The organism is Listeria kieliensis (assembly GCF_003369925.1).
In the GTDB taxonomy this organism is placed as follows: domain Bacteria; phylum Bacillota; class Bacilli; order Lactobacillales; family Listeriaceae; genus Listeria; species Listeria kieliensis_A.
The window spans coordinates 1,065,528-1,088,260 of the sequence record NZ_LARY01000001.1; the positions used below are offsets into that span (position 1 = coordinate 1,065,528).

A 22,733-nucleotide genomic window follows, 5' to 3' on the forward strand; every position below is an offset into this window, starting at 1 on the left:
ATGCCATTTAAGAATAACATGCTTTATTCAGAAAAGCAAATGACTTGACCAAATTAAATGTCAATAGTCACGTTTTACAATCCAATTTGCAATATCTAGTAACTTCGTTTTCCGAGAATCAAAACCCGAAAGAGCTTGAACAGCTGCCAGATACCGTTCTTCTAGCGCTTCTTTTGCGCCTTCAAGCGTAAGTAAACTGGGATAGGTGCTTTTTTCTAACAATACATCTGCGCCCGCTTCTTTTCCGAGCAGCTCAGAATCACCTGTAACATCTAATATGTCATCACAAATTTGGAAAGCAATCCCAATATTTTCAGCAAACTCTTGTAATTTGATGCGTTCGTTTTCTGTAGCGTCACCGATGATACTTCCTGCGTAGACTGCCGAGGAAAGAAGAGCACCGGTTTTCCGGCGGTGAATCGACTCTAACTCTTCAAGGGAAAGTTTTTGTTTCTCGCCTAAAATGTCTGCTTGTTGTCCTCCGACCATGCCAAGTGCGCCTGCTTGCTTAGCTAAATCCTGAACAAGTTTCAGACGCTTCGTTTCATCCAGTTCAGGCGCCTCCGCGACTTCCGAAAAAGCGAGCGTCAAAAGAGCATCTCCTGCGAGAATAGCTGTGGCTTCCCCAAAAACCTTGTGATTAGTAGGTTTCCCGCGCCGCAAATCATCATTATCCATCGCTGGTAAATCGTCATGAATCAAGCTATAGGTATGCACCATCTCTAGTGCACTAGCAGCAGGAAGCGCAAGGTGGGCATCTTTCCCAAGCGCTTCTACTGTTGCAAAAGTCAAAAGTGGACGAACCCGCTTTCCCCCAGCCATTAATGAATACAGCATCGCTTCTTTCAAACGAGATTCAATTCGCTCGTCCACAGCTTGTTCTAAGCGTTTTTCAGTCAGCTTCTTATAATGATTTTGAAATTCCTGAAAATCCAAGTGATCATTCCCCTTCCACATCTAAAGGAGCTTCATTTCCTTCTTCATCAACCACTTTGGCCATTTTATCTTCTGCCGTTTTTAGTTTTGTTTCACAAAGCTTTGCTAGTTCAATACCACGCTGATACATATTCAGTGACTCTTCGAGTGTCGCCGATCCGCTTTCGAGCGCTGCAACAATTTCTTCTAATTCTTTTAATGCTTCTTCAAATGTCTGCTCCTTTTTCGTTGCCAATTTCCATTTCCTCCTTTGCTGTTACATTCGCTTGAAATTTTCCACCATACATGCGCACCAAAACTTCATCTCCTGGCTCAATTTGATCGAGGTGTTTCACAAGCTCATCTTGTTTATAAGTTAATCCAAAGCCTCGCTTAAGCAAAGCCAAGGGATTTAAGTATTCAAGGGCTTCTACTTGTCTCACAAAGTTATGACGTTCATCTTTGACTTTTACACTAGCAGCCCTTTGCAAACGCCTTTTGAGATCTTTTAGTGTTTGTTCACTTTTTCTCAACTCGTTAGCAGGTGAATGACTTTGCAACCACCCAGCTAGACGCTCAAACTGGAGTTGTTTTCGTTCAAGCTGTTGTTTCATCGCTTGGTCTAGTTTTAAAGCATCGAAATCAAGGCGTTCCATTTGTTTTTCAAGTAAACGTTTGGGTCCATAAAATTGAAGTTTATTTTTCGCTCCAAGTAGATCAGCCTGCTTTCGCTCAAACACTAAATTTAAAGAATGTGTCAACCGATATTTTCGCTCACTAAGTCTTTCAAATAAGTCTGCTGCGTGTGGAACAGCAAGTTCCGCAGCTGCGGTTGGTGTCGCTGCTCGCACATCTGCTGCAAAATCAGAAAGAGAAAAATCGGTTTCATGTCCAACAGCCGAAATAACGGGAACATCCGAATCATAAACGGAACGAACCACAACTTCTTCATTGAACGCCCACAGCTCTTCAAGCGAACCGCCTCCACGACCAATGATCATTAAATCAATATCATTTCGTTGATTAATCCGCGCAATGTTTTCTGCTACTTTCCGTGCAGAGCCCTCCCCTTGAACAAGTGTTGGATAAACAAGCACCTCAACGCTCGGCATTCGCCTGTGGATAGTGGTTAGAATATCTCGAACTGCCGCCCCTGTTCGACTCGTGACAACAGCGATCTTAGAAGGGAAAGAAGGAAGCACTTTTTTATGCGCCGCATCAAAAAGTCCTTCCTTTTCCAATTTTGCTTTTAACTGTTCAAACTGCACATAAAGAGCACCAATCCCATCTGGCTCCATGCCTTCAGCATAAAACTGGTATCTTCCAGCTTTTGTAAAAACAGAAATTCGCCCAGTTAAAAGAATATTCATCCCATCTTCTGGCTTAAAATTTAATTTTTGGACAGATTTTGCAAACATTACGACACGAATCATCGCCGCTTCATCTTTTAACGTGAAATAAAGATGACCACTTGCCGGCATTTTTAAATTTGAAATTTCACCTTTCACAAAAACTTGCTTTAAATAAGGATCCGCTTCAAACTTACGCTCAATATATTTAGTCAACGCCTCAACTGTTAAGTACTTTTCTTGCAAAATCATCACTTCCGTCGTTTAGCCTTGTTTGGCAAATAAATTTTTTGCAGCGGTTAATGTATTTTTAAGAAGCATTGTAATCGTCATCGGACCAACGCCACCAGGAACCGGTGTGATAAATCCCGCTTGTTCAAAAACATCTTCGTAATCAACATCCCCGCAAAGTTTGTTATTTTCATCTCGATCCATACCAACATCAATGACAATCGCTCCTGGTTTTACAAAGTTCTTTTTAACAAATTTCGCCCGTCCAGTTGCAACGACTAAAATATCCGCTTCGCTTGCAACTGCTGGCAAATCTTTTGTTCGACTATGTGCAATGGTCACGGTTGCATTTTCTTGAAGCAATAACTGAGCCACTGGTTTCCCAACGATGTTACTTCTTCCAATCACAACCGCACGTTTCCCTTCAATCGTTTCGCCAGTTGATTTAATTAATTCAATGATACCCGCTGGCGTACAAGGAACAAGGGTTTCTTTCCCGATAAATAAGTTTCCAACATTTAAAGGATGAAAACCATCCACATCTTTTTCTTGACTAATTGCATCAATCACTTTATCTTCTGAAATATGTTTTGGAAGTGGTAGTTGCACGAGAATTCCATGAATGGAATGATCGTTGTTCAAATCTTCTACCGTTTGAAGTAGTTCAGCTTCACTCACTTCTTCTGGTAATTCGATTAAAACGGACTTCATACCCGCCTCTTCCGTTCGCTTTTGCTTATTTCTAACATATGTACGGGATGCTTGATTATCACCGACAAGCACAACCGCTAGACCGGGTTGCTTCCCTTTTGCCACTAGTTCGCTTACTTCTTTCGTTACGCTTTCTTGAATCTCTTTTGCTAATTTTTTACCGTCAATTACTTGTGCCATTTCAAATTGCCCCCTTAAAAACTTATGATGAAGTAAGACGAAGAAACCCGAAAGAAAAAAAGATTATTTTCTTCAAATACTTTCGGTTTCTCGCTTACAGTCAAACCACTAATCGTTTTTCGCAATATTTGCCAGTACACCATTAATAAACTTGCTAGCTTTTTCGTCGCTATATACCTTAGCAATTTCAATTGATTCATTTAAACTCACGCGATCAGGGACATCATCTAAAAATAACATTTCAAATGTGCCCACTCGCAAAATCGATAAATCGACTTTGTTCAAGCGATCTAACTTCCAATTATCCAAATGTGCCGTAATTTTTTCATCGAGCTCTTGTTTATGCTCGGTCACTCCAAAAACTAACTTCTCAACATAAGCCTCTTTTTCCCCGTCCATGATGTTTTCAATGGCTTGTTCAGCAGTCATTTCATTTAGCTCCATCTGAAACAAAGCTTGAAGTGCGCGCTCGCGTGCTTCTCTTCTTTTCATTTTCGTACTCCTTTTCTCTTTCAAAACTTGCTTAGAAGGTTAGATCATCGAGAGAAAACGGTTCCGTCTTTTCAAACTGAACGCCTACAACATGAACATTGACTTCAAGAACGTGAAGTCCAGTCATATTAAAAATTGCGCTGCGAACAGCATCTTGAACATTTTCAGCCACAAGTGGAATACTTGCACCAAACAAAACCGTACAATAGAGATCAACTAAAATACCATCGTCTACTAGATCAATTTTTACGCCCTTCCGGTAATTCACAGCACCACCAAAGCGCTCACGCATTTCAGTAGCAAATCCTCCCTGCATGGAAGCCACTTGTTCCACTTCGCTAGCAGCAAGTCCAGCAATCACGCCGATCACTTCAGGAGCAATTTCAATTTTACCAAGGGGTTCATCTTGCCCTTTTCTAAGATCTCTTGTATAGGCCATGATTAGTCCTCCTCGCTTTTATTCATAACGTCATTTTGTTCAAGGAACTTCGTATTGAAATCTCCTGAACGAAATGCTTCCGTTTCTAAAACATTCAAATGGAACGGGATCGTTGATGGAATACCATCAATTGCGAATTCACTTAAAGCACGTTCCATTTTAGCAATCACTTCTTCTCGTGTATCCGCATGACAGATCAGTTTAGCAATCATGGAATCATAGAAAGGCGGGATTTTGTAATTAGGATAAGCCGCTGAATCAATCCGAACGCCATTCCCACCTGGTGGTAAATAAAAAGTAATTTCACCCGGTGCCGGCATAAAATTCCGCGCTGGATTTTCAGCATTGATCCGGCACTCCATTGCCCAACCGTTCATTTTAATATCTTGTTGCTTCACGGAAAGCTCTTTTCCTGAAGCTACAAGAAATTGTTCTTTCACAAGGTCCACACCCGTAACAAGTTCCGTCACCGGATGTTCCACTTGAATTCGCGTGTTCATTTCCATAAAGTAAAACGATTTTTGCTTTGGTTCGTAGATAAACTCAATTGTTCCAGCTCCAGAATAATTTACCGCTTTCGCTGCTTTGACTGCCGCTTTCCCCATTTTCTGACGCATTTTCTCGTCAAGAGCAGGAGATGGGCTTTCTTCAATTAATTTTTGCAAGCGTCGCTGAATCGTGCAGTCTCGCTCGCCCAAATGGATAACATTTCCATGATTGTCAGCCATCACTTGGATTTCAACATGACGAAAATCTTCAATGTATTTTTCAATATAAACGCCGGGATCTCCAAACGCTGCTTCTGCTTCTTGTTGCGTTGTTTGGATACCGCTTATTAATTTCTCTTCATCTTCGGCAATCCGAATGCCTTTTCCGCCGCCGCCTGCTGTTGCTTTAATAATAACTGGGTAACCAATTTTGGCTGCAATTTTCTTTCCTTCTTCAGCACCAGAAACAATCCCGTGGGAACCTGGGACAACAGGAACACCAGCTTTACGCATCGTTTCACGCGCCACATCTTTTGTCCCCATTTGAGAAATTGCTTCTGCACTTGGACCGATGAAAGTAATATTACAATCTGCGCAAAGATCAGCAAAATCCGCGTTTTCAGCTAAGAAGCCATAGCCAGGATGAATCGCATCACAGTTTGTCAAAACAGCAACACTGATAATATTCGACATATTTAAGTAACTATCTTTGGACGCTGCAGGCCCAACGCAGTAAGCTTCATCCGCAAGCTGACTATGTAAAGCATCGCGATCCGGCTCTGAATAAATCGCTACCGTTTCGATTCCGAGTTCTTTTGCCGCACGAATAATCCGAACAGCGATTTCACCCCGATTTGCTACTAAAACTTTTTTAATCATATCGAAGAACCCCTTACTGTTTTCTTACTTTAAAGAGCGGTTGGCCATATTCAACTAGCTCCCCATTTGAAACAAGAATTTCTGCAATTTCTCCGTTTACATCTGCTGTAATGTCATTGAACAGCTTCATCGCTTCGACAACGCAGACCACTGTGCTTGCTGAAACTTTAGAACCCACTTGTACGTAAGGAGCATCATCTGGGCTACCAGCCGCATAAAAAGTTCCAACCATTGGAGACGTGATCACTTCAAGATCAGCTTCACTTGTACTTTCTGCTGCACTTGTTTGAACAGGAGCAGCTGCAGCAGTTTCCGTTACTTGACTTGCTGCTTCTACTGCTGGCACCGCAACCGGGCTTTGTTTTTGCGGAATAACTGTGACAGCCCCACTATTTTTTTGTAAATGAATTTTTGTATCGTCAACTTCTAGTTTAAGTTCATCCAAATTGGATTCATCAATCAGCTGAATTAGCTGTTTAATTTCATCAAAAGATAGCATTTCATTCTACACTCCTTAATCCTCTATATAGATTATATATACCACCAACATTGTATCATATTTCATGTTGAAAAAGTATTACTCCGCCTAAATTTCATCAAAAAAGCACTCGCAAAAAGCAAGTGCTCAGGGAAATGTTAAGCGCGAGAAACGTAAGTAGCTTCTGTTGTGTTGATCACAAGCGTATCGCCTTCATTCACGAAAAACGGCACTTGTACAACAAGACCAGTTTCAAGCGTTGCAGGCTTCGAACCACCAGAAGAAGTATCTCCCTTAATGCCAGGTTCTGTTTCAACGACTTTTAACTCTACCGTATTTGGAAGATCTACGCCGATCGTTTCACCTTGATACATAATCACGTTGATTTCCATATTTTCTTTCAAAAATTTAAGTTCATATTCAATTTGCGAACTTGGTAATTCAATTTGCTCATAATTTTCATTATCCATGAAAACATGATTGTCGCCATCTGCGTATAGATATTGCATTTTGCGGTTATCGATTTGAGCTTTTCCAACTTTCTCGCCACCACGAAATGTTTTTTCTTGAATTGCTCCAGTACGAAGATTGCGGAGTTTCGAGCGAACAAACGCAGCGCCCTTACCCGGTTTTACGTGTTGGAAATCCATAACGCGCCAAATGCCGCCATCGACTTCGATCGTAAGCCCCGTTTTAAAATCATTTACTGAAATCATCTTTTTTCCTCCTGTTAATAAGCCAAGATCTTGGAATCCAAGTTTCGTAAACTATATCCTATTTTATTTAACCATAAAACCGCCAAACTTACAAAGAAAATTTTATAAGATTATCAGTTCTTTTGGCGAATGAATCAAGACTTCATTTCCTGTTTCTGTGATCAAAAGATCGTCTTCAATTCGAACTCCACCAATTTCAGGTAAGTAAATACCAGGTTCATCCGTTACGACATTTCCAGGAACAAGTGCCTTTTCACTTTTCATTGAAAGATTAGGTCCTTCATGAATTTCAAGGCCAATCCCGTGACCAAGTGAGTGTCCAAATGCTTCCCCATAACCAAACGAAGCAATATGGTCTCGCGCAATTTTATCTGCTTCAATTCCTGTTATACCAGGTTTTAAAGCCTCAATCACTTTTAATTGCGCATCCAGTGTAATTTGATAAATTTCTTTAAGCTTAGGATCCGGTTCACCCATTGCAACCGTACGAGTCATATCGGAGCAGTATCCATTATAGTAACAGCCATAATCCATCGTGACAAAGTCTCCTGCTTCAATGACCTTTTGAGAGGCAACACCATGAGGGAGAGCCGAACGAAGTCCACTTGCAACGATCGTATCAAAAGAAGAAGACGTCGCACCGTTTCGTCTCATGAAAAACTCTAATTCATTCGAAACTTCAATTTCTTTCATGCCAACTTTCATAAATTTAATAATATGACTAAAAGCAGCATCCGCAATTTCGCAAGCCGTACGAATTTCCTTCAATTCAGCTTCCGTTTTCACTTCACGCATCGTTTCAAAAAAGCCTTGAATCGGCGCAAGCTCTGCTTCAAAAGTTTGTTGCATCAATTTAAATTCAGCAACCGTTACATAACTTTCTTCAAAGTGAAGTGTTCCTACTCCGTTTTGTTTGAGGAGTTCATTTACAGTTTCAAAAATCGGTCCAGTATGTTTCACAATTTCATACCCAATCGCTTGCTTCGCTGCTTGTTCCGTATATCTAAAATCTGTTATAAAATAAGCCTTATCAGGTAAAAGGAGCGCGACTCCACTTGTTCCCGTAAAACCAGAAACATAACGACGATTGTATTCACTCGTTACAAGAACCGCTTGATAGTTTGCCTTTTGCAACGAATCTTGAATTTTCGATAATTTGTTCATGTTCTTTCCTCCCTAGCTTTTTCATTCTTCTGCTATTGTAGCATAAAATCGCGCTTCGTAATATGATTTCGCGCTCAAACCCGCTCCGTTTCTAGCTTGTCCTATTAGAAAGTGCTATAATGATACTTTAGAAATCAAGAAGGTTGGTGAATATATGAAACAAAGTCCAAAACCAACTTATGGCGGTCAAGCTGTTGTTGAAGGCGTTATGTTTGGCGGCAAAAAACAAACTGTCACTGCCATAAGACGAATAGATGGTACATTTGATTATTTTTATCTTGAAAAAAATAGCCCCGTTTGGGTCGCAAAACTAAAACGAATTCCTTTTCTCCGTGGCATTGTTGCTTTGATCGAATCCAGTGCAATCGGATCTAAACATTTAACGTTTGCTACCGACCGGTATGAAGAAGATCCAAATGATCCGGTAGAAGAGCAGCACGTGGAAAAGAAAGAATCCAAACTTGCTATGTGGCTGGGTGTTGCCGTTATCGGCGTTCTTTCTTTTATTTTTGCTAAATTTGTTATGACGCTCATCCCTGTGTTTCTTGCCCAGTTTTTCCGATTTCTCGTCCCTAGCGACACTGGACAAATCTTGTTAGAAAGCTTTTTCAAACTACTTTTATTGCTGGGTTATATCTTCGCCGTCTCACAAACTCCTATTATCAAACGAGTTTTCCAGTATCACGGCTCTGAACATAAAGTCATCAACTGCTTTGAAAACGGACTTCCATTAACCGTTGCAAACGTCCAAAAAGAGTCACGTCTGCATTATCGTTGCGGGAGTAGTTTTATTTTATTCACCGTCGTCGTTGGAATGTTTATTTATTTCTTAGTTCCAACTGACCCACTCTGGTTACGGATTTTAGACCGAATTTTACTGATTCCAGTTGTTCTCGGCGTATCTTTTGAAGTTTTGCAACTCACTAACAAATGCCGTAACATTCCCGTTTTACGTTTTCTCGGCTATCCCGGGCTTTGGCTCCAACTTCTCACGACAAAAGAACCTACAGATGATCAAGTGGAAGTGGCCATCGCTTCATTCAACGAATTACTTCGCGTTGAAAAAGAAGGCGTACCGGTTCAAAATGACATTTCCGACTTGGAAATAACGGAGTAAGATGAAGATGAAAAAAAGTTCACTTCTGATTCTTGCCGTTATCTTACTTTTGTGTTTGGTTGGTCTTTTTACTGGAAAATGGACGATTTTGTTTTGGCTAGTACTTTCCGCGAGTATTTTTACCGCCCTCTTTTACTTTATAAACCGAGTAGCAGAACAAAAAGAAACCGATTCCGCTTACAAACGTGCCGTAAAGCAATCGAAAGAACTCCGAGAATCGAAAACAAAGCCTGCTAAAAAAAAGAAAAAATCTTCCTTTAAAGTCATTGATGGAGGGAAAAAATAAGGTATAATAGTTATAATGCTTTTTTAGGAAAGGAGTTTAGAATTTGGGTAGTTGGATTTTAGCAATCGCGATTTTGCTGATTTTATTCATTTATGAAGTTTATCAATTTGTTATGCGCAAAAAAGCGCGTACTGTACTAACAGAAGAAGAATTTAAAGATGGTTACCGCAAAGCGCAATTGATCGACGTTCGTGAACCAAATGAATTTGATGGCGGCCATATTTTAGGCGCGCGGAACATTCCGGTTACGCAGCTTAAACAACGCACGTCAGAAATCCGCAAAGATCAACCAATTTATTTATACTGCCAATCTGCTCAGCGTAGCAATCGTGCAGCAATCATGCTCTATAAACGTGGCTACAGAGATATTTACCAGTTGAAACGTGGTTATAGCAAATGGACTGGGAAAACGAAAGCCAAATAATTTCTTAATAAGTCGTACCCCTCAAAAAAGGTACGACTTATTTATTTCTAGGAGGAAATCTACCATGAAAATTACAGCTCCAAAAATTCCAGAGGGATTAACTGATCAGTCTGATCTCACATATGACGATCCGTTTTTCAGTCAAATCGCTTTTTCCGGAGCCTTCCCTCTCGCGGAAGAAGAACATTACATGATCGATCATTCTCGCTTTCAAAATAGTTACTTTGAAAATCGTTTTTATCCACGAATTGAACTGAGTGATGTTTCTTTCGACAAAAGTGATTTATCCAATCTCACTCTTTACGCTAGCTCCATTCACCGTGTTACGTTTACAGACTGTAAACTAACAGGAATTGACTTTTCGGAAACACTGTTCCAAAATGTTACCTTCCAAAACTGTCGTTTAAACTTGGCTGGTTTTAATTTTAGTCGCTTCAAATCAGCCACTTTTATCGATTGTGATTTAAGTGGAGCCGAATTTGACGGGACGGAATTCAAGCAATTTACGTTCACACGATGCAATCTTGATGAGTGCCTATTCGCCAATACTTCCTTGCTCGGACTCGATTTCACCGATTCGACTTTTCATAGACTTACAGCAACCGTCCCTGCTTTAAAGGGTTTAAAAGTAAATCGCGAGCAAGCGCTCAGCTTGTCAACCATTCTTGGAATTATCATAGAAGACTAAAAAATCCCCGGAAGCAGACTTTGCTTTCGGGGATTTTTTGTTAACTTTCTTTTTGATAACGCAAGACAGGTTTCCGAGCAGCCTGTGTTTCATCCAGTCGCTTCACATACGTATTATGCGGAGCTTCTTGAACGATTTCAGGATCTTCTTCCGCTTCTCTTGCAATTTCAAGCATCGTATCGATGAAACTATCTAGCGTTTCTTTCGATTCCGTTTCTGTTGGTTCAATCATCATCGCTTCATCCACAATGAGTGGGAAATAAACCGTTGGTGGATGGAAATTATGATCGAGCAAGCGTTTCGCGATATCCGTTGTTCTTACACCGAGTTTCTTTTGTCTACTACCGCTTAAAACAAATTCATGCTTACAGATTTGACTATAAGGAAGATCAAACGCTTTTTCCAAGCGACGCATCATATAATTGGCGTTCAGTACCGCATATTCGGTTACTTTTTTCAAACCTTCTGCACCCATCGTCCGAATATAAGTATATGCACGGACGTTAATGCCAAAGTTTCCATAAAATGGTTTTACTCGTCCGATTGATTCAGGGTAATTATAATCAAAAACATAGCGATCATCTTGTTTGGTCAAAACAGGTGTTGGCAAATAAGGAATCAGATCTTTTTTGATCCCAATTGGTCCAGAACCTGGGCCACCGCCGCCATGCGGACCCGTAAACGTTTTGTGCAAGTTTAAATGCACAACATCAAAGCCCATATCTCCAGGGCGTGCTTTCGACATAACTGCATTTAAATTGGCACCATCATAGTAAAGCTTGCCTCCAGCTTCATGGATGATTTCAGCAATTTCCACAATATCTTTTTCGAATAAGCCAAGCGTATTCGGATTCGTAAGCATTAAAGCGGCCGTGTCTTCTCCGACAACGCTCCGTAAATCTTCAACATCAACAAGTCCCTTGTCATTCGATTTTACCGTCACAACTTCAAAACCCGCTACTGTCGCAGATGCCGGGTTTGTTCCGTGTGCAGAATCCGGGATAATCACTTTAGTCCGTTTAGTATCTTGATTTGCTTCGTGGAATGCGCGGATCAACATTAAGCCCGTCCACTCTCCTTGTGCACCTGCAGCAGGTTGAAGTGTCACTTCATCCATCCCAGTGATTTCCACTAAACTCTCCTGCAAATCATACATCAATTCCATCGCACCTTGCACGGAGCTTTCAGGTTGATAAGGATGAATATTTGCGAAACCTGGGAATCGAGCTACTTTTTCATTTATTTTTGGATTATATTTCATCGTACAAGAACCAAGCGGATAGAAGCCAGAGTCTACCCCAAAATTGTGATTTGATAGCTCTGTATAGTGACGCATAATTTCAAGTTCACTGAGTTCCGGTAAATCCGCTTTTTTCGAGCGAATCGTTTTAGCATCGAAAATTTGGCTTAGACCTGTTTCTGGCACATCTTGTTCTGGTAAGCTAAATCCAATTCTACCAGGAATAGAGCGCTCAAAAACTAAAGGCATTGTTTCACTCATTTGACTCCCTCCAGACTGTTAACCAATGTTTCAACAAATTGGTCGATTTCTTCTTTGCTTCGCATTTCAGTAACGGCTACTAGCATGTGATTTTGATACTGTGGATAGTATTTCGACAGGTCATAGCCACCAATAATACCATGTTCCAAAAGCGCTTCGTTCACTTCTGAAACCGGGTTATCAAGTTTTACGACAAACTCGTTAAAAAACGCTTCGCTAAACTTCACGTCAAAGCCTGCATCGGCAAATCGTTTTCTTGCATAATGTGCTTTGTCGACATTTTGTTTCGCCATTTCTGGTAAACCTTCTTGTCCAAGTGCCACCATCGCAACAGAAGAAGCGAGCGCGTTTAACGCTTGGTTCGAACAGATATTTGAAGTCGCTTTATCACGTCTAATATGTTGCTCCCGTGCTTGAAGAGTTAGCACGAAACCACGTTTTCCATTTTCATCTACGGTTTCCCCAACGAGACGTCCTGGAACTTTACGCATCAATTTCGTAGTTACTGCGAAATAGCCACAGTGAGGTCCCCCAAACGATTCGGAAATCCCGAAAACCTGTGTATCCCCAGCAACGATATCTGCTCCAAATTCACCCGGTGGCGTTAAAATTCCAAGCGCAAGTGGATTACTGGAAACAATGAATAAACCTTTATGTTCATGAACAATCGGTTCGATTGCGCCAAGGTCTTCTACTTGACCGAAAAAGTTTGGATACTGAACGACAACGCCTGCTACTTCATCATTCATTTCTGTTTGAAGCACTTCTAAATCCGTCACTCCATCTTTTTCCGGAATGAGCACCACTTCAACATGATGTCCTTTTGCATATGTTTTTAGTACATTAATCGATTCTGGGTGAACCGCTTCAGAAACTAAAATTTTCTTACGTCTTGTATGTCCAGCTGCAAGCATAGCCCCTTCTGCAAGCGATGTCGCCCCATCATACATCGAAGAGTTGGCAAGATCCATACCCGTTAATTCAGCAATCAATGTTTGAAACTCAAAAATCGCTTGAAGTTCCCCTTGTGAAATTTCTGGTTGATACGGCGTATAGGCTGTATAAAACTCTGAACGAGAAATAACATGATCCACAATCGTCGGAATATAGTGCGAGTATGTGCCAGCCCCTAAGAAAGAAGCCGCATCTTGCGTATTTACATTTTTAGCAGCTAACCGACTTAACTCCTTTAATAAATTGGGTTCAGATAGTGGTGGCTTAAGATCATATTCTCTTTTAAACCGTACTTTTTCCGGAATATCCGCAAACAAATCTTCAATTGACTCTGCACCAATAGCCCGAAGCATTTCTTTTTCATCTTGCTCCGTCATTGGTAAATAACGAAATTTCGCCATTTTTCTTCCTCCTCTTCATTGTGTAACTGCTCCCTAATTTTCACGTTTGTAAAATGGTGTTTCGACAACTTTTGCTTGAAGCTTTTTATTTCTAACCTCGACTTCAACGACTTGACCAACATTTGCAAAATCTGTTTTCACAAGTGCAAGCCCCAGGTTTTTACCAAGAGTAGGTGACTGTGTCCCCGATGTTACTTCCCCAATTTCATTTCCATCTACAAAAACTTTATAGCCAGTGCGCGGAATGCCACGATCGATCATTTCAATTCCAACCACTTTACGTGGAATCCCCGCTTCTTTTTGCTTAATTAACGCTTCTTTCCCAATAAAGTCAGCATCTTTCTTCAACTTCACTGCAAAATTAAGTCCAGCTTCTAGCGGTGTGATATCTTTTGATAACTCTTGACCATAAAGCGCAAAGTTTGCTTCAAAGCGAAGCGTGTCCCGCGCGCCAAGTCCAATAGGTTTTACTCCTGCTTGAAGAAGCGCTTCAAATACTTCAGCCGTATCTTCTGCTTTCGTATAAATTTCAAACCCGTCTTCCCCAGTATAACCCGTGCGTGAAACGAGTGCCTTTTTCCCAGCAACTTTCACATCTTCTTCAAAACCGAAAAATGGAATAGCTAACAAATCTGTATCCGTAAGCGTACCTAATATTTTTTCAGCTTCTGGTCCTTGAACCGCTAACTGTCCGTATTCACTAGACACATTCGAGACTTTCACATCTTCTGTCACATGTTCTTTGAGCCAGTTGAAATCTTTCTCAGTGTTTGCAGCATTGACAACGAGCAAATACTTTTCATCCGAAAATTTATAAGCTACTAAGTCATCAACTGCTCCGCCTGTTTCATAGCAAACAATATTATACTGAGCACGTCCCACTTTCAATTTGGAAACATTGTTTGAGAGGACTTTATCAAGATACTCAGTGCTTTCTTTCCCCTCTACTAAGATTTCGCCCATGTGTGAAACATCAAAAACGCCTGCATGTGTTCGAACTGTTTCATGTTCCTCTTTAATTCCTGAAAACTGAACGGGCAAATCCCATCCCCCAAAATCAATTGTTTTTGCTCCGTATTTCGCGTAGAGCGGATGAAGCGGTGTTTTTAAAAGCTCTGTCAACATGAAAACCTCCTCTTGAATTTGTGCATAGGAAAAAGGCTTATAAGCAATAAGCCCTGTCGCAAATTCCACTCCAGAGTTGCGTCCTGTAAACATCCTTTTGCCTGAGAGTTTCACATAGTTTATGCTTTCCCCGTCGGCGCTGTCGAAACAGTCTCTCCGTTTACATTCAACCGCTTTTTTTCTATGTACCCTTTCCTTTTCTCTAGCTTACCATGACACAGATTGTTCGGCAAATAATAAGTTTTTACGGATATATTACGATTTACACCTCTTAATGTTCGTAATGAAAAGGCTTAACTTTATTATTTTTTACAAAACGTCCGTATTGTTTATTTTTTCACAATCTTTTTTACGAACAAAAAAATTTTTTTGCTGGTTTTTCTTGATTTATTTCGCCAAATAAACGAGAAAATTTTTGAATTCCCCTAGAAAAAGGACCTTTTAACTGATTTTTCTTAATTCTATCGAAAAAGGAATTTCATGATGTTTGGCGAAGAAAGAAACAAGGAGGTGCCTCTAACTTTGCCCAAACAACTTTTAGCAAGTCTGCTCAAGCAAGCCCTTCACTACAATACCAGTGATATCCATATCCACCCCTTTAAAAGTGGATCTCTTATTCGGATGCGTATTGCCGGAAAACTGTATCCCTTTAAGACTTTAAGCAAAGAAGAAGCCGAGAAATTGATCCTATTTTTAAAATTTCAATCAGGACTCGATATTGGTGAAAAACGCTTACCACAGTCTGGAAGCTTCGAAGACCAAATCCATCATGAAAAAATCGCTCTGCGTGTCTCTACTCTTCCAGATGTCAGCTCAAGCGAAAGCTTGGTCCTTCGCCTGTTTCGTTTTAACCAATTTATTCCTTTTCTGAAATCCTCGCTTTTTCCGAGCGAATCAAGCAACATTCTAAAATGTTGTCACAATCATACGGGACTCTTTTTGTTTTCTGGAAGCACCGGAAGCGGAAAATCTTCATCCATGTACGGATTAGCCAAATTATTTCTATCTCAAAAACTTCAAAGCATTGTAACAATCGAAGATCCCGTTGAACATTTGAACGAAGCATTCCTGCAAATTGCTGTAAATGAAAAAGCTGGCCTCACTTACAGTAAACTAATTCGTGCTGTTTTGCGCCATGATCCAGATATTCTCATCGTAGGTGAAATCCGCGACCAAGAAACGGCCGAAATTGTCATCCGAGCTGCCTTAACTGGGCATCTCGTTTTGAGTACAGTCCATGCAGATAGCTTATCTGGTGTGTTAACGCGGCTTCTCGAATTCGGTTTACCGAAAAACCACCTCACTCAAGCTCTACTTGGGATCAGCCATCAAGTTCTTAAGCAGCTATACTGTCCTTTTTGCGGGGAAAATTGCTCTTTATTTTGCACACATCTCACGGAAAAACGAACTGTCCTTTATGAACACGCTACTCAACACGAAACACTTCTTTCACTTTTTTCGGGAGAAAATTGCACAGACGGATTAAGTATCGAAAAACAAATTCAGAAAGGAAAATGTTATGGCTTTTTTTAATCAGCGTCAACTTGAGCAAGACGGAGATTTTTTAACACGGCTTGCTACTTTACTTAAGCAGGGTTTTTCAATTGAGACAGCTATTTCATACCTTGCTATCGCAAACCCCAAACATGCCAAGCGTTATTTAACGGTGCTGAACCTTTTACAAGAAGGCTATTCATTTCAGGAAGCACTACAACAAGCTACATTTCCAGAATTTATATTCGCTCCTATTTACTATGCGGCAGAACACGGCTTTTTCACAAAAACTCTTGCAGAATGTGGAGAGCTCTTAAAAAAAAGAGCCGAACAAGAAAAGACGCTTAAAAAGACTTTTCAATACCCTTTAATTCTCTTTGCAACGGTCATTGTGGTTTTTTTCTTGTTACGAGTTTTTTTATTACCCAAATTTGATTTATTATTCAGCCAAATTAGCGATCATAAAAATCTTTCCACTACTTTTATATTCTTTTTGCTCAAGCAACTTCCACTCATTTTATTTTTCCTTGTTGCTGCAATTTTCTTGTTCATTCTTTTTATCATGAGAAAAAGTAAGCGACAAAATGCGTTCGACCGTGCGAAAGCTTTCGTTCGCATCCCCATTTTTTCAAGTTTTATACGAATCCACTATTCACAACTATTCGCAAGAGAATGCGGTTATTTACTTAAAAGCGGCTTATCTGTTCAAAAAATGCTGATTCTGTTTTCGAGCCCTAGTTCTCCAGCTTTTTTTCAAGAAATCGGAAAACGACTCGCTAAAAATATTGAAAAGAGACTTCCTTTCGCAGCTTCCGTTTCTCAGTTAAAACTCTTTGAAACTGAACTGGTTTCGATAATCCAGCATGGTGAGCAAAATGCTACGATTGCTGATGAAATGCTGTTTTATTATGAACTTTGTTATCAAAAATCAATGGCTAAGACGGAAAAGTTATTCGGCTATATTCAGCCACTCGCTTTTCTAGTTATTGGCATTTTGATTATTTCAATTTACTTATCCATTCTTTTTCCCATGTTTAGTATGGTCGATCAAATCTAATAAGGAGTGTATTGATAATGAAAATAAATTGGCGTGATGAACGTGGTTTTACTTTGGTCGAAATGCTTGTGGTTTTGCTTGTCGTGAGTGTTTTACTTCTCCTTATCATCCCAAACCTTACAAAGCAAAGCAAGTCTATCAATGATAAGGGCTGCAGTGCTTTTGTTTCGATGGTAGAAACTCAAGTTCAAGCTTACGAACTTGAATATCACAACGTCCCCTCTTTTAATGATCTTTTAGATAAAGGGTTCCTATCGAATAAACAAAAGAAATGTCCGAATGGCAATTCTGTTACTATTGATGGCAGCGGAAATGTTCATGAAAAATAGTGCAAATGGCTTCACCCTTGCAGAAATGCTTTTAGTCCTTGCTATCTTTCTATTGCTGATCAATTGTTCAGTTCCTCCCGCTTTTCACTCACTTAGAAAAATAGAAGAAAAACAGTTCTTTCAAATTTTAAAGGCAGATATTTATCTTGCTCAGTCCGAAGCACTACTTCAACAAAACGAGCCTGTTGAACTTCGATTTAAACGAGATCAACTCATTATCCAAAGGAGCGATAAACCTGATTTAATCGAAAAATACCCAAATAGCATGCATATTGAAAAAGAAAAAAACTTTAAATTTCTTCCTAAAACTGGGCACATTAATCGATTTCAAACCGTGAAATGGCATGGTGAGGCGCAAAACTACCAACTTAAATTCCAAATTGGGAAAGGACGATTTAATATTGAAGAAAATTAATGGCTTTTCACTCATCGAAAGTATTCTTTCCCTGAGCACGCTGCTTATCATTTGTACTGTTCTTTTTCCATTTTTATGGAACTTGATTAATCGATTGGATAACGAACGTGAACAAACGATGCTCTATCAAAAAATGTATGATGAAGTAAAACTTTTTTCTGGTCACCCTATAAAAATCCATTCCAGAAACGAAGAAATTGAAATAAAAGCTTCTAAAGGAGGTTGGATTATTTGTGGGAAAAGAAAGCAACAAGTCTGCCTCCCTTTTTAATCAAGTCAGAAAAAATGGTTTCACTTTAATTGAAGCTCTTTTATCTCTTTTAGCTGTCACATCAATTTTCTCTCTTCTCCCTCTCGCCCTTCAAGTAGAATATAAAATCATTCAAGCAAGTGAAGTAGCCACTTCGGCTGAATGGCACTTGTTTTTAAAACAATTACAAGAAGAAAAAGGCGATCACGCTATTTCAACAATCCATCCAGATGGATTCTGTTTTGTTAAAGATGAAAAAAAAGTTTGCTATTCCAAATACCACTCACTAATCCGAAAACAAGTTGATGGACGAGGACACGAACCCATTTTAACCAATATCCAGTCTTTCCAAACTAAAGCTTCTACTAATGAATTAGAAATAATCGTAGAGTCCAAAGCAAAGCACTTATTGCAGACCAAAATCCCTCTTCATGGAGATGTCAAAAATGAATAAAAATGGTTTTACTTTGCTAGTTACTTTATTTTTATTATCTTTAACTTTAATGACCGTTACAACAGTAACTCTTCTTTTTGAAAGACAAATCATGTTTGAAAAAAGTTGGCAAGACTATTACAAAGCCAAAATAAAAAAAGATAGCTCATTCGAATAGAGTCTCATAACAAACTCCTCCAAACAAGATATCTTTTAATAAGTATCGTCTTCTTTTTCTATAAAATCGTCTACTTCTTTCTTTGATAAATCAATCATTTTTTCATATTGATAGCCGTATAACAAATAGTTTCCATTTGGCGAGCTAAGAAGCGGCTGATTGTCTACCAGTTCTAAGATGGTTTGCTTTTTTCCTGTCTCTGGGTCAATCTGAACTAATTTATATTCACCCTGCACTGGACCAATTTCACGGCTTTCATAAGGCTCAAAACTCGTAAATTGCTTTCTAGAGAAATTCAAATCAAAATAAGGAATAAAGGTACCTAGTTTGTCATATTCACGCGGCATATCGTATTTCGAAAGTGATTCGAAACCACTTGAGCGGAAATTATAACTAACTTTATCCTCGGAATTTGCTTCTTCAATGGTTAGCAACAAGTTTCGATTAGTCGCAAATTCAAAAATATTAGCTGCAACTAAATCCTTCTCAGACTCTGAATGAATATTCTGCAGATATAAATTCCCAAGTTCGCTTTGACTGTTTTTTTGATTCGCTAAATATAAATTATCCCCATACCAAGAAATTAGGGAAGAAGGAAGTGAAACAGCTTTATAATCATTTTTTGAAAAGTCATAAACATAAGCTGAGTAGGAAAAGTTCTGTTCATAAACAATAACCATCAGTTTCTCTGGAGAATCTGGATTCCAATAAAAATTGGCAGCCAGAGGTTGCATCGCATGACTCTCAATCTTTTCGCCAGAACTACTGTCGTATATAGTTAATGCAACCTTATTCTCTTTTGAAACGCCATAAATGAAAAAGTATTGATAATCTGGGCTAATTTTGATTTCTGAAATAATATCTGTTGTTTCGAGCAGCACATCACTTTTTCCAGAAAAAAGATGGTATTTAATCAAACGTGTCTTTTCAGCACTTTGCTTTTGAATTAAAACTGTATCATTAGAAAGCCAACCCACGGCACGAATGAAGTCATTCTTTTCCGCGTCAATCGGCTTTATCGTCTTCGCTTCTGCTTTACTATTTTTCCCCTCTTCGGCTGAACGATTATCGTCCTGCTTACATCCAAAAAAGATGAAAAGAATACTCACTAGCAAAACGAGCAATGGCCAAAATGATTTCTTTTTCATCTTTTTCCTCCATTCTGAATGTATTCATTTCTACCAATTACCCTTTTTGAAGTGAATCAAACCTGATAGAATGAAGGCTTTGCTGAAGTTTAAATATTGTTTTCTTCTTCTTTTGGAAGCGCAAGCCATGCAGCACCAATCACACCTGCGTCATTTCCACGTGTTGCAATGGAAAGTTTTGTGGATTCTAAAACCGTTGGAAATACCATGGTTTCAAAATACGCTTTAACAGGTTGTAGTAACGCATCTCCAGCAGCGGATACCCCACCACCAATAATGATTTTTTCAGGATTTAACATGTTTCCAATATGGCTAAGCGCTAGAGCTAAATAAAATGAAATTCTATCCACTACTTCCTTGGCGAACGGATCCCCATCTTTTTCAAAATCAAAAATCAACTTTGAACTAATTTTAGAGCCATTTTGAATCAAGTTAACAAGCTTTGAGTCGCCTTTATATTCTTTGGCAAGATCTTTAGCTACACGTACAATTCCAGTAGCAGAAGCAACTGTTTCTAAACAGCCTGTCTTTCCACATGTACACTGATAACCATTTTCTGGAACAACCGTCACATGCCCAATTTCGCCAGCTGCCCCTCTCACGCCATGAAGAATTTTTCCTTCTGCAAAAATTCCGCCGCCTACTCCTGTTCCAAGCGTAACAAAGACAACGTTGGCTCCACCTTCTCCAGCACCTTTCCAGCGTTCGCCTAGTGCTGCAACGTTCGCATCATTATCCAGCTGAATCGATAGCCCTGTGAGTCGCTCTAACTCCTCTGAAACGTTTTGCTCTTCCACCCAATTTAAATTATAGGCTCCTTTTACTGTTCCAGTTTCGTAATTCACTGTTCCTGGAGTTCCGACACCAATGCCATAGAATTCGCTGTTGTCCATTTGGAGTTCCGTCAATTTTTGATTGACGCTATCACCAATCTCACGAACAATATGAGAACCCTTATCCTCTGTGTTTGTACGGATGCTCCACTTCTCTTCAATTTCACCATCTTTTGTTAAAACCGCAATTTTTGCTGTTGTTCCACCAAGATCAACGCCAATCAATTTCTTTTCCATTTGCGACTTGCTCCTTTTTACTGCTCAAAGGCAGCTGTTTTTCTTTTGTTCTTTGATCAACTCTTGCTTTAAAATACTCCTGGCTCTTGCATATATTTCTCTATCTAATAGTTGATGTTTAAAAAGTCCTGTCAGTTCATGCTCCATCATTTCAATATCATATTCACGCTTCCCTAAATAGACAAAAATTCCATATTTTTTAAGTAACTGTTGGACATCGTACACTGAATTCATAGCGATCCCTCTGGTTTCTTTTGATTATTTTGTTGAAGTTGAAGAAATAAGTCACGATAAACTTTATCAGGTGAAAGGTTTTTAGCCATTTCGGCATGCTTCAATGCTTCTTCATTCTTTCCATCTTGTAAATAACAAATCGCAAGGATGTAATGCGGCTGAGGTAATTGATTATTAATTCGAACGGCTTCATTTGCCTTGTCTCTGGCTTTGTCAAATTTTTTCTCTGTAAGTGCTTGTCCAGCCATCAGCGTATAACTATACTCATCAGCACTCCGACTCTTTTCTAAATATCGGAAAAGCTTATCTACTTCTTTCTGGTTATTTTGTCGCAAGTAATATTGTGCGACTCCATTAGCTGTAGCAGGATCAGCCGGCTCACTTGCCCGGTTAAAGCCCATATATAAGAATAACCCAGCTAGAAGAAATATAGTTGCACCGTAGAGCATACGACGTAAATTAAAATATTGGTGCGGGACAGAAAGGGCACCAGCTAAGAAAAAGCCACCAACAAGTCCACCTACGTGTCCTGCCAAATCAACACTAGGCATGAATAAATCAAGCACTAGATTAATAACCACAAGAACAGCGATGTTTACGCCTATCGTTTTTGCATATAAATGTGGCTTTAAAACGACTAGATAAAGTAGACAACCAAACAGTGCAAAAACAGCTGTACTTGATCCAACGGCAACGTTGCTATTTAGCGCAAAGCTGGCAATATTTCCCGCAATCCCGCCTAAAATAAGGATTATTGCATAACGAGTACGTCCGTAAAGCCTCTCTGCCCAAGGTCCAACAATATAAATCATTAAGCAGTTAGCCGCGATGTGCATCAGACCTGCATGAAGAAAAATCGGCGAAACAAAACGCCACCACTCACCTTCATAAATGAGTGGATTAAATTTCGCGCCCCACTCTACAAGCGTATAAGTATTCAACGAACTATCTTTTAAAAACACCCATATAAAGTACAAAGCTTGTAGCAAAATAAAACCATAAGTGACATAGGGTTTCGATTTTCTGGCTTTCTGTTCTTCATCATTAACTTTTTTTGTAATATACGTAATAACATTTTGGCGTTCATTCATCACTTGCTCTTCTGTAATATCAGACTCAACTTGAAACGTTCCTTCTGGAAGTGAAAGTTTTTCTTCAAGACTACGAAAGTCTTCTTGAAGACGTTCAGATGAAACAAGCAAGTTTTGAATGCTAATTTTTCCGTTTCGATTTTTGGTTTGTTCATTAAACAACGTTTCCTCACCAACTGGAGCAAACGGAGTAATATAAATATTGGCAACTTGAAGAAACGGAGCACCAATTTGCTTCCGTAGATTTTCAGTCACATTAAAAGTATGATTCATATCCCGCTCAACAACACTCGTCCATCCCATTTCGCGGATTTGAATGCGTATTACCGGGCGTTTTTTTTGACTGGGATTTTCTAACCACAATTCATGCTTTTCTTCATGTAAATGAATCAAGCGATAGTTTTCTTGCTCTAAAAAGTAATTAGTCAATCGCCAGAAAACATAATTTTCTTGGAGACTCAAACAATTCCCTGCTTTCTATCTAAATTGCGATTAT

The 22,733-nt window shown here is 39.5% G+C and carries 28 protein-coding genes and 1 riboswitch; of the genes, 11 read left to right on the plus strand and 17 right to left on the minus strand.

Going from position 1 to position 22,733, the window contains the following annotated elements:
* Nucleotides 1-60: 60 nt before the first annotated feature.
* The 10 genes from UR08_RS05230 to UR08_RS05275 all read right to left on the minus strand — a co-directional run bounded on the left by UR08_RS05230 (nt 61) and on the right by UR08_RS05275 (nt 8,042).
* A complete protein-coding gene (locus tag UR08_RS05230) occupies nt 61-936 on the minus strand; it encodes a polyprenyl synthetase family protein (protein ID WP_240616027.1) in 876 nt (291 codons plus the stop codon).
* 4 nt (nt 937-940) lie between these two features.
* The gene (gene xseB / locus UR08_RS05235; RefSeq protein WP_115752584.1) at nt 941-1,171 is read right to left on the minus strand and encodes an exodeoxyribonuclease VII small subunit; all 231 of its coding nucleotides are present in this window, start codon (nt 1,169-1,171) and stop codon (nt 941-943) included.
* Nucleotides 1,143-2,513: an exodeoxyribonuclease VII large subunit gene (gene xseA, locus UR08_RS05240; protein WP_240616044.1), complete on the minus strand. Its 1,371-nt coding sequence runs from the start codon at nt 2,511-2,513 to the stop codon at nt 1,143-1,145. The genes xseB and xseA overlap by 29 nt, the downstream gene beginning before the upstream one ends.
* A 15-nt stretch (nt 2,514-2,528) precedes the next feature.
* Nucleotides 2,529-3,386, minus strand: coding sequence for a bifunctional methylenetetrahydrofolate dehydrogenase/methenyltetrahydrofolate cyclohydrolase FolD (folD, locus tag UR08_RS05245; RefSeq protein WP_115752586.1), 858 nt, complete (start codon nt 3,384-3,386; stop codon nt 2,529-2,531).
* Between the two features lie 108 nt (nt 3,387-3,494).
* Nucleotides 3,495-3,878 carry a transcription antitermination factor NusB gene (nusB, locus tag UR08_RS05250; RefSeq protein WP_115752587.1) on the minus strand — a complete coding sequence of 128 codons (384 nt, stop codon included), beginning with the start codon at nt 3,876-3,878 and terminating at the stop codon, nt 3,495-3,497.
* Nucleotides 3,879-3,909: 31 nt separating this feature from the next.
* Nucleotides 3,910-4,317: an Asp23/Gls24 family envelope stress response protein gene (locus UR08_RS05255; RefSeq protein WP_115752588.1), complete on the minus strand. Its 408-nt coding sequence runs from the start codon at nt 4,315-4,317 to the stop codon at nt 3,910-3,912.
* A 2-nt stretch (nt 4,318-4,319) separates the two neighbouring features.
* Nucleotides 4,320-5,684, minus strand: coding sequence for an acetyl-CoA carboxylase biotin carboxylase subunit (gene accC, locus UR08_RS05260; protein ID WP_115752589.1), 1,365 nt, complete (start codon nt 5,682-5,684; stop codon nt 4,320-4,322).
* Between the two features lie 13 nt (nt 5,685-5,697).
* Nucleotides 5,698-6,183 (minus strand): acetyl-CoA carboxylase biotin carboxyl carrier protein, encoded by a 486-nt coding sequence (gene accB, locus UR08_RS05265; RefSeq protein ID WP_115752590.1) that lies wholly within the window; start codon nt 6,181-6,183, stop codon nt 5,698-5,700.
* A gap of 137 nt (nt 6,184-6,320) precedes the next feature.
* Complete coding sequence (efp, locus tag UR08_RS05270) at nt 6,321-6,878, minus strand: elongation factor P (protein ID WP_115752591.1); 558 nt, start codon at nt 6,876-6,878, stop codon at nt 6,321-6,323.
* Between the two features lie 102 nt (nt 6,879-6,980).
* Complete coding sequence (locus UR08_RS05275; RefSeq protein WP_115752592.1) at nt 6,981-8,042, minus strand: M24 family metallopeptidase; 1,062 nt, start codon at nt 8,040-8,042, stop codon at nt 6,981-6,983.
* Nucleotides 8,043-8,196: 154 nt separating this feature from the next.
* On the opposite strand from UR08_RS05275, the gene UR08_RS05280 reads away from it, so the two are divergent.
* The 4 genes from UR08_RS05280 to UR08_RS05295 all read left to right on the plus strand — a co-directional run bounded on the left by UR08_RS05280 (nt 8,197) and on the right by UR08_RS05295 (nt 10,557).
* A complete protein-coding gene (locus UR08_RS05280; protein WP_115752593.1) occupies nt 8,197-9,159 on the plus strand; it encodes a DUF1385 domain-containing protein in 963 nt (320 codons plus the stop codon).
* A 7-nt stretch (nt 9,160-9,166) separates the two neighbouring features.
* Nucleotides 9,167-9,445 carry a hypothetical protein gene (locus UR08_RS05285; protein WP_115752594.1) on the plus strand — a complete coding sequence of 93 codons (279 nt, stop codon included), beginning with the start codon at nt 9,167-9,169 and terminating at the stop codon, nt 9,443-9,445.
* A gap of 43 nt (nt 9,446-9,488) precedes the next feature.
* Complete coding sequence (locus UR08_RS05290) at nt 9,489-9,869, plus strand: rhodanese-like domain-containing protein (RefSeq protein WP_115752595.1); 381 nt, start codon at nt 9,489-9,491, stop codon at nt 9,867-9,869.
* Nucleotides 9,870-9,933: 64 nt separating this feature from the next.
* The gene (locus UR08_RS05295) at nt 9,934-10,557 is read left to right on the plus strand and encodes a pentapeptide repeat-containing protein (protein ID WP_115752596.1); all 624 of its coding nucleotides are present in this window, start codon (nt 9,934-9,936) and stop codon (nt 10,555-10,557) included.
* A gap of 40 nt (nt 10,558-10,597) precedes the next feature.
* Here the strand turns inward: UR08_RS05295 and gcvPB are convergent, their stop codons facing one another.
* The 3 genes from gcvPB to gcvT are packed head-to-tail and all read right to left on the minus strand — an operon-like array spanning nt 10,598 to nt 14,535.
* Nucleotides 10,598-12,058: an aminomethyl-transferring glycine dehydrogenase subunit GcvPB gene (gene gcvPB, locus UR08_RS05300; protein ID WP_115752597.1), complete on the minus strand. Its 1,461-nt coding sequence runs from the start codon at nt 12,056-12,058 to the stop codon at nt 10,598-10,600.
* A complete protein-coding gene (gene gcvPA / locus UR08_RS05305; RefSeq protein WP_115752598.1) occupies nt 12,055-13,413 on the minus strand; it encodes an aminomethyl-transferring glycine dehydrogenase subunit GcvPA in 1,359 nt (452 codons plus the stop codon). The genes gcvPB and gcvPA overlap by 4 nt, the downstream gene beginning before the upstream one ends.
* A 33-nt stretch (nt 13,414-13,446) precedes the next feature.
* Nucleotides 13,447-14,535, minus strand: a complete 1,089-nt coding sequence (gcvT, locus tag UR08_RS05310; RefSeq protein WP_115752732.1) for a glycine cleavage system aminomethyltransferase GcvT — start codon at nt 14,533-14,535, stop codon at nt 13,447-13,449.
* A gap of 82 nt (nt 14,536-14,617) precedes the next feature.
* A riboswitch (glycine riboswitch) is annotated at nt 14,618-14,708 on the minus strand.
* Nucleotides 14,709-15,060: 352 nt separating this feature from the next.
* On the opposite strand from gcvT, the gene comGA reads away from it, so the two are divergent.
* Genes comGA through UR08_RS12990 form a run of 7 tightly spaced genes read left to right on the plus strand, consistent with a single transcriptional unit; the run spans nt 15,061 to nt 18,694 of the window.
* Nucleotides 15,061-16,071, plus strand: coding sequence for a competence type IV pilus ATPase ComGA (gene comGA, locus UR08_RS05315; RefSeq protein ID WP_115752599.1), 1,011 nt, complete (start codon nt 15,061-15,063; stop codon nt 16,069-16,071).
* The gene (gene comGB, locus UR08_RS05320) at nt 16,058-17,089 is read left to right on the plus strand and encodes a competence type IV pilus assembly protein ComGB (protein WP_115752600.1); all 1,032 of its coding nucleotides are present in this window, start codon (nt 16,058-16,060) and stop codon (nt 17,087-17,089) included. Before comGA ends, comGB begins: the two co-directional genes overlap by 14 nt.
* Nucleotides 17,090-17,106: 17 nt before the next feature.
* Nucleotides 17,107-17,418, plus strand: a complete 312-nt coding sequence (gene comGC / locus UR08_RS05325) for a competence type IV pilus major pilin ComGC (RefSeq protein ID WP_115752601.1) — start codon at nt 17,107-17,109, stop codon at nt 17,416-17,418.
* Nucleotides 17,369-17,833: a competence type IV pilus minor pilin ComGD gene (comGD, locus tag UR08_RS05330; protein ID WP_115752602.1), complete on the plus strand. Its 465-nt coding sequence runs from the start codon at nt 17,369-17,371 to the stop codon at nt 17,831-17,833. Before comGC ends, comGD begins: the two co-directional genes overlap by 50 nt.
* A complete protein-coding gene (locus tag UR08_RS05335; RefSeq protein WP_115752603.1) occupies nt 17,820-18,104 on the plus strand; it encodes a type II secretion system protein in 285 nt (94 codons plus the stop codon). The genes comGD and UR08_RS05335 overlap by 14 nt, the downstream gene beginning before the upstream one ends.
* Nucleotides 18,067-18,537 (plus strand): competence type IV pilus minor pilin ComGF, encoded by a 471-nt coding sequence (comGF, locus tag UR08_RS05340; protein WP_115752604.1) that lies wholly within the window; start codon nt 18,067-18,069, stop codon nt 18,535-18,537. The genes UR08_RS05335 and comGF overlap by 38 nt, the downstream gene beginning before the upstream one ends.
* Complete coding sequence (locus tag UR08_RS12990) at nt 18,530-18,694, plus strand: hypothetical protein (protein WP_165849947.1); 165 nt, start codon at nt 18,530-18,532, stop codon at nt 18,692-18,694. Before comGF ends, UR08_RS12990 begins: the two co-directional genes overlap by 8 nt.
* Before the next feature lie 35 nt (nt 18,695-18,729).
* On the opposite strand, the gene UR08_RS05345 is transcribed toward UR08_RS12990, so the two are convergent.
* From UR08_RS05345 to UR08_RS05360, 4 genes are all read right to left on the minus strand, one after another.
* A complete protein-coding gene (locus UR08_RS05345) occupies nt 18,730-19,842 on the minus strand; it encodes a YqgU-like beta propeller domain-containing protein (protein WP_115752605.1) in 1,113 nt (370 codons plus the stop codon).
* 89 nt (nt 19,843-19,931) lie between these two features.
* Nucleotides 19,932-20,912, minus strand: a complete 981-nt coding sequence (locus tag UR08_RS05350) for an ROK family glucokinase (RefSeq protein WP_115752606.1) — start codon at nt 20,910-20,912, stop codon at nt 19,932-19,934.
* A gap of 24 nt (nt 20,913-20,936) precedes the next feature.
* Entirely contained in the window at nt 20,937-21,146 is a 210-nt protein-coding gene (locus UR08_RS05355) for a YqgQ family protein (RefSeq protein WP_115752607.1), read from the minus strand.
* Complete coding sequence (locus UR08_RS05360) at nt 21,143-22,699, minus strand: rhomboid family protein (RefSeq protein ID WP_115752608.1); 1,557 nt, start codon at nt 22,697-22,699, stop codon at nt 21,143-21,145. Before UR08_RS05360 ends, UR08_RS05355 begins: the two co-directional genes overlap by 4 nt.
* Nucleotides 22,700-22,733: the final 34 nt, after the last annotated feature.

Excerpts from the sequence above, each read along its gene's own strand:
- UR08_RS12990 (WP_165849947.1), top strand. The coding sequence starts at position 18,530 with ATGAATAAAAATGGTTTTACTTTGCTAGTTACTTTATTTTTATTATCT.
- comGD (WP_115752602.1), top strand. The coding sequence starts at position 17,369 with ATGGCAATTCTGTTACTATTGATGGCAGCGGAAATGTTCATGAAAAAT.
- UR08_RS05345 (WP_115752605.1), bottom strand. The coding sequence starts at position 19,842 with ATGAAAAAGAAATCATTTTGGCCATTGCTCGTTTTGCTAGTGAGTATT.
- gcvPB (WP_115752597.1), bottom strand. The coding sequence starts at position 12,058 with ATGAGTGAAACAATGCCTTTAGTTTTTGAGCGCTCTATTCCTGGTAGA.
- UR08_RS05350 (WP_115752606.1), bottom strand. The coding sequence starts at position 20,912 with ATGGAAAAGAAATTGATTGGCGTTGATCTTGGTGGAACAACAGCAAAA.
- accC (WP_115752589.1), bottom strand. The coding sequence starts at position 5,684 with ATGATTAAAAAAGTTTTAGTAGCAAATCGGGGTGAAATCGCTGTTCGG.
- UR08_RS05275 (WP_115752592.1), bottom strand. The coding sequence starts at position 8,042 with ATGAACAAATTATCGAAAATTCAAGATTCGTTGCAAAAGGCAAACTAT.
- accB (WP_115752590.1), bottom strand. The coding sequence starts at position 6,183 with ATGCTATCTTTTGATGAAATTAAACAGCTAATTCAGCTGATTGATGAA.
- efp (WP_115752591.1), bottom strand. The coding sequence starts at position 6,878 with ATGATTTCAGTAAATGATTTTAAAACGGGGCTTACGATCGAAGTCGAT.
- gcvPA (WP_115752598.1), bottom strand. The coding sequence starts at position 13,413 with ATGGCGAAATTTCGTTATTTACCAATGACGGAGCAAGATGAAAAAGAA.
- comGC (WP_115752601.1), top strand. The coding sequence starts at position 17,107 with ATGAAAATAAATTGGCGTGATGAACGTGGTTTTACTTTGGTCGAAATG.
- comGB (WP_115752600.1), top strand. The coding sequence starts at position 16,058 with ATGGCTTTTTTTAATCAGCGTCAACTTGAGCAAGACGGAGATTTTTTA.
- UR08_RS05355 (WP_115752607.1), bottom strand. The coding sequence starts at position 21,146 with ATGAATTCAGTGTACGATGTCCAACAGTTACTTAAAAAATATGGAATT.
- UR08_RS05295 (WP_115752596.1), top strand. The coding sequence starts at position 9,934 with ATGAAAATTACAGCTCCAAAAATTCCAGAGGGATTAACTGATCAGTCT.
- nusB (WP_115752587.1), bottom strand. The coding sequence starts at position 3,878 with ATGAAAAGAAGAGAAGCACGCGAGCGCGCACTTCAAGCTTTGTTTCAG.
- UR08_RS05285 (WP_115752594.1), top strand. The coding sequence starts at position 9,167 with ATGAAAAAAAGTTCACTTCTGATTCTTGCCGTTATCTTACTTTTGTGT.
- folD (WP_115752586.1), bottom strand. The coding sequence starts at position 3,386 with ATGGCACAAGTAATTGACGGTAAAAAATTAGCAAAAGAGATTCAAGAA.
- UR08_RS05280 (WP_115752593.1), top strand. The coding sequence starts at position 8,197 with ATGAAACAAAGTCCAAAACCAACTTATGGCGGTCAAGCTGTTGTTGAA.
- UR08_RS05255 (WP_115752588.1), bottom strand. The coding sequence starts at position 4,317 with ATGGCCTATACAAGAGATCTTAGAAAAGGGCAAGATGAACCCCTTGGT.